Here is a 6,023-nt window from a genome sequence, read left to right on the forward strand (position 1 = left end):
ACAAAAATGCGATGATGTAAGGCTCTGTTACATAAGTTATTTAATGTCGCGGCAATGTTAGAGAACATGGTTAAAATATTGCGACAACAGTAAAGCCACGCATCAAAGATTATATATCGCGAAGGGGAGATGTACTTGTTTAACCTAGCCTGACTTAGTGTTCTAAAAACTAACAGGTAGTTTAAAACCGGAAGAATATAGGAGTTGTAGTCAAATTTTATCACCTAATATTATCTGTAAAAACTTGTGCATTTAAAGTAGTACCCAAAGCAGTACGAAGTCACTAAGTATATTAATGTCAAATTTCAAGTATGCAGTACCTTAAAAGCCTTAACTATACTCGTTAGGGCTTTTATCGTTTATAGGCTAAATATAAAAAACGAGAAGGCTAGTGCCCACCGGATGTGGCATCAACACCAAGTAAAACACCTCAATAACATGATTAAATGTGACCACTGCAAGCTGAAACGGATAATTAATCCGATGTTAGGCTTCGATTCATCAAGGCGAATTACTAACTAATTAAGGGGATATAGGTGATTTCAGTGTTGCATAAAGGTCAGGCTAAGACTTTGTATTATGGTTATCCCCTGTGCGAAGAGCGTCGGATGAATTACGTTTCCAGTCTTTAAAACTTTTAGCTTGAGGGCGACTTTACCCTAATCGGCTATTGGCAACAGTGACAATATTTTTACTGGCGGCTGTCTTATCTGACGGCTGTTCAGGTGGACTGCGTCGATAATGACCCTGGTGAGGCGCTGACGCAGTACCTGAACTCACCATGCCTAACGAGGGCACAACAGAGTATGATTACTTAGAAAGCATACCGCACGCCCAGCATCACGTCATTCGACGTCACCGAGACTTTCGCTGTTTCACGATTTCCCCGGCGAGTCGTATAACCTGTTTCAACATCCCCGGCATCAAGGTAACGGTAGCTAAGGTCCATACTCACGTTATCCATTATAGCCCAATTAACCCCCACCCCCACCGCCCAGGCGAAGTTGGTAGTACTGCCGGAGTGGTTACCACTTCTTACCGAACCATCAACCATGCCAGTGCTAATTTGGGTATCGGTACTGACGGTGTATTGATCCAAAGACAGACGACTGAAACCCACACCGGCAGAAACCCACGGCGTGAACGCTGTGCTGTTATGCATATCCCAATAGGCATTCATCAACACGGTCTGAAGTTGAACGTCCAGGTTGTTTTCTGTTTTACCCTCATAGCCAGGATAGCCAAATGGGCCTTCGTCATACGTCATGTTGTTATTGGAGTTTGCTTTCCCGTAACCGGTGTATTCCAGTTCTAGGCGCATCGGCAGACTGAACTGCGGATGAAAATCGTAACCTGCCGCCAGAGAGCCCGCAAAGTTACTGTCACGTTTACTGCCAAAATCATCAGAAACCCTGTCTGATGCATAGCTCAGGGACTGATTGCTGAGACTCGTTATCCCCACGCCCACCTTACCCGAGAGGTAGACCCCATTTTCAGAGGCAGCCAATGCCGAGGCCGACACCAGTACCAGTAAACCCGACAGCAACGTTTTATTGAATATCATGACATTTCCTTGTGAGTAGAGTCATGGGCAGTGATAACACCTCAGGGTCCAGGCTCTGACTACAGAGCTATTGTCACAACGACAGGCATAAACGCTTAAAGAATCGACTGTCCTTGTTACCCATCAAGTTATCGCCACACCCCTTTATTTGATAGAATATAACGATCAATAATATACTATCGATCGTTAGTATCGATCAATTGAAAATGTAAATATCAAAAAAAACATGCTGGTGTAGGAAAGCTCACCACTGTCATACAAGGTTGCAGGGCATGTTCTCGCCCATCAGTGAAAACGCTATTTTTTCTGTTGGCGAAGGGGAATTGATTCTAACGATAAGCAACCTGTCGGGTGTCGTAAGGGGTATTCGTCGCTTTAGCCCTCACAGCGGTTGCCGAGGATGCAGGGTGAGTCCTGTCGATGAATGACCATGGTTAGCACCATGCCATCGGTCAAAGATGTGTGACTCACAGTGGCGGGTGCGTTTGAGTACGCACCCGCATTTTCCACTGAGCCACGAAGATAACACGGTGTGAACAAAGGTTGGCGATCATGCAAAAAACTATTTAGCCCACACAGGATATGGGTAAGGTTTTCCAACCATACGGTAATGACAGCAGAGTCTGAAGTGATACCACATTAGTTATCCTTAACGTAAAGTGGCTTATATTATTGTTAACTAAAAAGTTTTATACATCCTTAACCACCGCAAGTTGCGGAAGGATCCGTTTTACTTTGGCAGGGGGTACAACTCAATCGGTATTGGCGCCTTCTGGTCATATTTCAGTATCTGTTACTCACTTTACCGGCGACGGGCTACCACCGGAAGTCTGCTGATAAACCGCCTCCATCTGTTTCGCGTCTGGATGACTGACGATATTCACCCAAGCGGGCCGCTGCGGGCCGTAGACACAGGAGAAGCCAGTTGCAGCATCCCGTAGGGCAGTATACTGCAGGTCAAACACCTTCGGATGGGTTCGATCTATCAGGAAGAACTTCATTCCGGCTAGCTCACCAGCCGGGCATACATCGTTCCACGCTTCACTCACCAGAGAAGCCTCCAATTATTCTTCAGCGGAACAAGCAGCCGTAGATGATGACACATGGCAAGGTTAAACAGCAGCATCCGACACCGTAAGGTACCGTCAGTTTCCCACATCCATCGAAGTAGGCGGTGAGGGTTTCCTGCTGCGATACGCGTCTGTGCATGGTCACCGAAACGGCGCCAGTAGCGGGTAGTGATCAATTGCTGCCCAGAGCACAGGGTTGATTCGCTGCGCATTTGTCAGTTTTTTATTAAGTCATTCCATGGGAAACCTCTGCCTGAGTTGAGAATAGCACCAGTCAAAAGAAGGGGACGCTAAGTAATTAAATCGAGATGCCGGGCTGAGTACCGGCCCATCTCACAGAGCCGGTCGTTATGGTAACGTCTCAGTACTGACTGCAGCCGAATGAGCGTTCCTCGCAGCTGTAACGCTTGGTACGATGCTTTGCCATGTAGCTCAAACGGAAAGTCAGTGCATCCAGTTTATCCATGAACTCCGGCTTATTGAGCTCCAGGAAAGCCAGAGGATTATCAACAAAGTGCACCAGCGTCAGATATTCAGGCCAGTCACGCTTCTTCATTGCACTTAGCCAGGCGTTCTGAACAAGAGAGGCCAGACCTTTCCCCTGCTCGCCGTAGCTTCCCAGAGCATTGAACGTGTCTGTGTTGACGAAGAGGGCCATGTGATAATGCTTCTTGCCACCCAGTTCTGGTTGCTCCAGCACCCAGACGTAGCGAACTGAAGAGCGATGGCAGCGTTTACCTTCCCGGGCTTTTCTTTGCCGGTAAGCGACTATCTGAGCTTTCAACGATTCGATAAAACGGGACATCAGCCCTTGGCTTAAGTCAGCATCACTGACAATACTGTCACCCACATCCTCGTCTTCCGGTAAGTGTAAATCCACCCTGATAACCGTGGTTTGTGGATGGTCCTGCAGTGCGTTACAGAGTACCCCTTCGATACGCTGCAGATATTTCCCGTTGAAAGGTTCATGGCGTTGATCCACTACCATTGGGTGGATGATGTCATCGAACAAAAACATAATAGTTTCCTCCACCTGTAGGGAAACAGCAGGCATAGTGCTGCCTTCCTGAAACACAGACAGGCATAGTGATTGGGAGATTCAGGGAGTAAAGTTGATAGGGATACTGATTACAGGCGTTGTTTGTTGTTCAGCATATGGATCAGATGATTACAGCCTTATGCTCATTTAGGTATTTATTTAAGCATCTGTATAATATGAATATTCATAGATTATTAGGCGCGTACTTAACAGGCATATATTACCTATCCGACATAAGTACCGTTCAGAGGAACCTTTTAGCACAAGGCTTAACTGATTGTTTTAATGACAATAATCACTCCGAAGTTAGCTGTTCCATAAAATATGTGTTTACCTTGGAATGGCGATGTATCCCGTCAGCATTTCGAGTGGCTTAAATCAGCGGTTCGAGTACAGTGCGATACGCAAAGCAGACGTATTCATCCATCATGCTGGTGAGCCTGTGGTTCTCAGTCTGCCGGTCATTAACCCAGTTATTGACCTCCTCGCCTGATTTTAACTTCAGATTTTCAATCCAGTCAGCAAGACTATTTCCCAGCATCAAATCGTACCAGCACAGCCAGACAAGCTTTAGACGGAGCTCAGTTCCGCTGAACTGTTGAAACAGGCTGGTGAGTTTATTCGCCAGTGAACGTTGTTTTAAGCGGACACATTCAGAAAGCAGGACACCTTCCAGCATCGGATGATGGACGAGCAAATGCTCCTGCGTACATAAACTGACGCTCAGGTCGTCCTCAAGGGATAAGGATGCTGTCGATGCTTTACCGTAAATGATTCGGTGCAGGCATTGCGGAACAATCGCAATAACTGGGTCTTTCCCAGGAAATTGCAGACATCCTACTGTCAGGGTATGGGTGTAATAAATATTCTGATGGCACATACCCTGGCAAACGGCCAGTTTTGTAAAACCCATCAGCCAGGTTTGGTAATATTTATGGAGCTCTTCGTAACGGGGTTTATAGTCTTTCATTCAATAATCCTTGGGGCCAAAGGGTATGCAGCCAGAAGCCGCCGATAGCATCGGACAGTGACTCTGACTGTCAGGGAATAGGGTTAATGGGGCTGTACGGTGTGGGACGAAAAGGAACGGATGCGCTGATGCACGATAACACACTGTATAAAATAGGCTTTATTTGCGCCTCTACAGGCTCCTGCTACGTGATTAAGGGAAAACCCATGCGTGTATGCCAGCAAGCGCCTACGGTCCTCTGACGGGTCAGTCCCCCACTGATGTTCCGCTGTGAGGACGTGGTCGCGCGGCACGGTTATAACCTTCAGTCAGCATTGTCAGGCCCTGGTAGGCTTTCTGCTTCGCTGCCAGCCATTGACTCAGTGTGTCAGGAAGCCGTAAGTGCAGCGTATACCACTCACTCATCTCCGACCCTATAACCAGTTCACACCAGAACAGCAGTGTCAGGGCCTGCTGAATAGTCGGGGCATGCAATCGGAACATCATCTGTAACTGCTCCGCCAGCGTCCCTTTATCCAAGCGATAACATTCGTTGAGTAGCACACCGGAGAGTAGGGGCCAATCGGTCTGTTTGGTTATCTTAGGGGCAACGGAACACGCGTCTACGCCAGATGAGTGCGTTATCTGAAGCAGGCACTGCGGAATAACTATAACGGTGCCCTCGGGGGTGAGGCAGGATGTCATCGCCAGCCGGTGCCATTGCGTGAGCTCCTGCTGACACAAACCGTGCCAAAGGCTGATGCGGGTGAAGCCATCAAGCCAGGTTTGATAATGGTTGAGTATCGGAGACGTGTTTTGCATGTTGGGTCCTTGAATGTCAGATTTTAGGTAGCCGTAACCCTCCGCATTGAGCGGATAGTGAAAATACGATTTTGAATGGGGTCACTGGGTGGAGCAGGGATTACCGGCGGGACTGCGTTATGCGCTCCTGAAGCCAGACTTCGACTTCGCTTTTCAGCCAGCGAGAGCTACGGCCCAGTTTGATAGGTTTGGGGAACACACCATCTTTGATGAGTTTATAGAACCATTTATCGGTTAAACCGGTCAGTCGAGTGATGAATGCCATATTGACGAATTGATCTTCGAGTAGGGTAGCTTTAGTCATCATGATTTGATTCTCCGGTTGTTGTTAAGAGCGCCGGAATCGGAGTGATTTTCGTACTTTGTCCGCTCTGGCATAACAACCGGTGTTTCTGTAAAAAATGAAGAGCTCGGTTCGCCTACCTCAGTTTGTCACTTTTAAATCTGTCCTTATCGAGCGCATGAGTGCTGGAGTCTGATTAGGACACAGTACTTTCAGTCTCAGGAATTAAAGCAGGAAAATTACCGATATTTTTTACAAGTATGTTGATGGGGGTAAGTATCTACTAACAATAAAAT

6 protein-coding genes are annotated in these 6,023 nt (G+C 47.2%); all 6 read right to left on the bottom strand.

Annotated elements, in window-relative coordinates:
- Window positions 1-814 precede the first annotated feature (814 nt).
- Entirely contained in the window at window positions 815-1,564 is a 750-nt protein-coding gene (locus tag V1952_RS19375) for an outer membrane protein (protein WP_271311741.1), read from the bottom strand.
- A gap of 797 nt (window positions 1,565-2,361) precedes the next feature.
- Complete coding sequence (locus V1952_RS19380; protein WP_420075350.1) at window positions 2,362-2,613, bottom strand: hypothetical protein; 252 nt, start codon at window positions 2,611-2,613, stop codon at window positions 2,362-2,364.
- A gap of 382 nt (window positions 2,614-2,995) precedes the next feature.
- Window positions 2,996-3,652 (bottom strand): inovirus Gp2 family protein, encoded by a 657-nt coding sequence (locus V1952_RS19385; protein WP_219651516.1) that lies wholly within the window; start codon window positions 3,650-3,652, stop codon window positions 2,996-2,998.
- Window positions 3,653-4,046: 394 nt separating this feature from the next.
- Window positions 4,047-4,643 carry a hypothetical protein gene (locus V1952_RS19390; RefSeq protein ID WP_420075351.1) on the bottom strand — a complete coding sequence of 199 codons (597 nt, stop codon included), beginning with the start codon at window positions 4,641-4,643 and terminating at the stop codon, window positions 4,047-4,049.
- A gap of 246 nt (window positions 4,644-4,889) precedes the next feature.
- Window positions 4,890-5,444 carry a secretoglobin family protein gene (locus V1952_RS19395; protein ID WP_420075352.1) on the bottom strand — a complete coding sequence of 185 codons (555 nt, stop codon included), beginning with the start codon at window positions 5,442-5,444 and terminating at the stop codon, window positions 4,890-4,892.
- 100 nt (window positions 5,445-5,544) lie between these two features.
- The gene (locus V1952_RS19400) at window positions 5,545-5,751 is read right to left on the bottom strand and encodes a helix-turn-helix transcriptional regulator (protein ID WP_219651522.1); all 207 of its coding nucleotides are present in this window, start codon (window positions 5,749-5,751) and stop codon (window positions 5,545-5,547) included.
- Window positions 5,752-6,023 lie beyond the last annotated feature (272 nt).

The sequence above is a fragment of the Yersinia sp. 2542 StPb PI genome (genome assembly GCF_048593855.1).
In the GTDB taxonomy this organism is placed as follows: domain Bacteria; phylum Pseudomonadota; class Gammaproteobacteria; order Enterobacterales; family Enterobacteriaceae; genus Yersinia; species Yersinia enterocolitica_E.

Bases quoted from the DNA above. Each gene is read 5' to 3' on its own strand.
- V1952_RS19375 (WP_271311741.1), bottom strand. From the start codon at position 1,564: ATGATATTCAATAAAACGTTGCTGTCGGGTTTACTGGTACTGGTGTCG.
- V1952_RS19385 (WP_219651516.1), bottom strand. From the start codon at position 3,652: ATGTTTTTGTTCGATGACATCATCCACCCAATGGTAGTGGATCAACGC.
- V1952_RS19390 (WP_420075351.1), bottom strand. From the start codon at position 4,643: ATGAAAGACTATAAACCCCGTTACGAAGAGCTCCATAAATATTACCAA.
- V1952_RS19395 (WP_420075352.1), bottom strand. From the start codon at position 5,444: ATGCAAAACACGTCTCCGATACTCAACCATTATCAAACCTGGCTTGAT.
- V1952_RS19400 (WP_219651522.1), bottom strand. From the start codon at position 5,751: ATGATGACTAAAGCTACCCTACTCGAAGATCAATTCGTCAATATGGCA.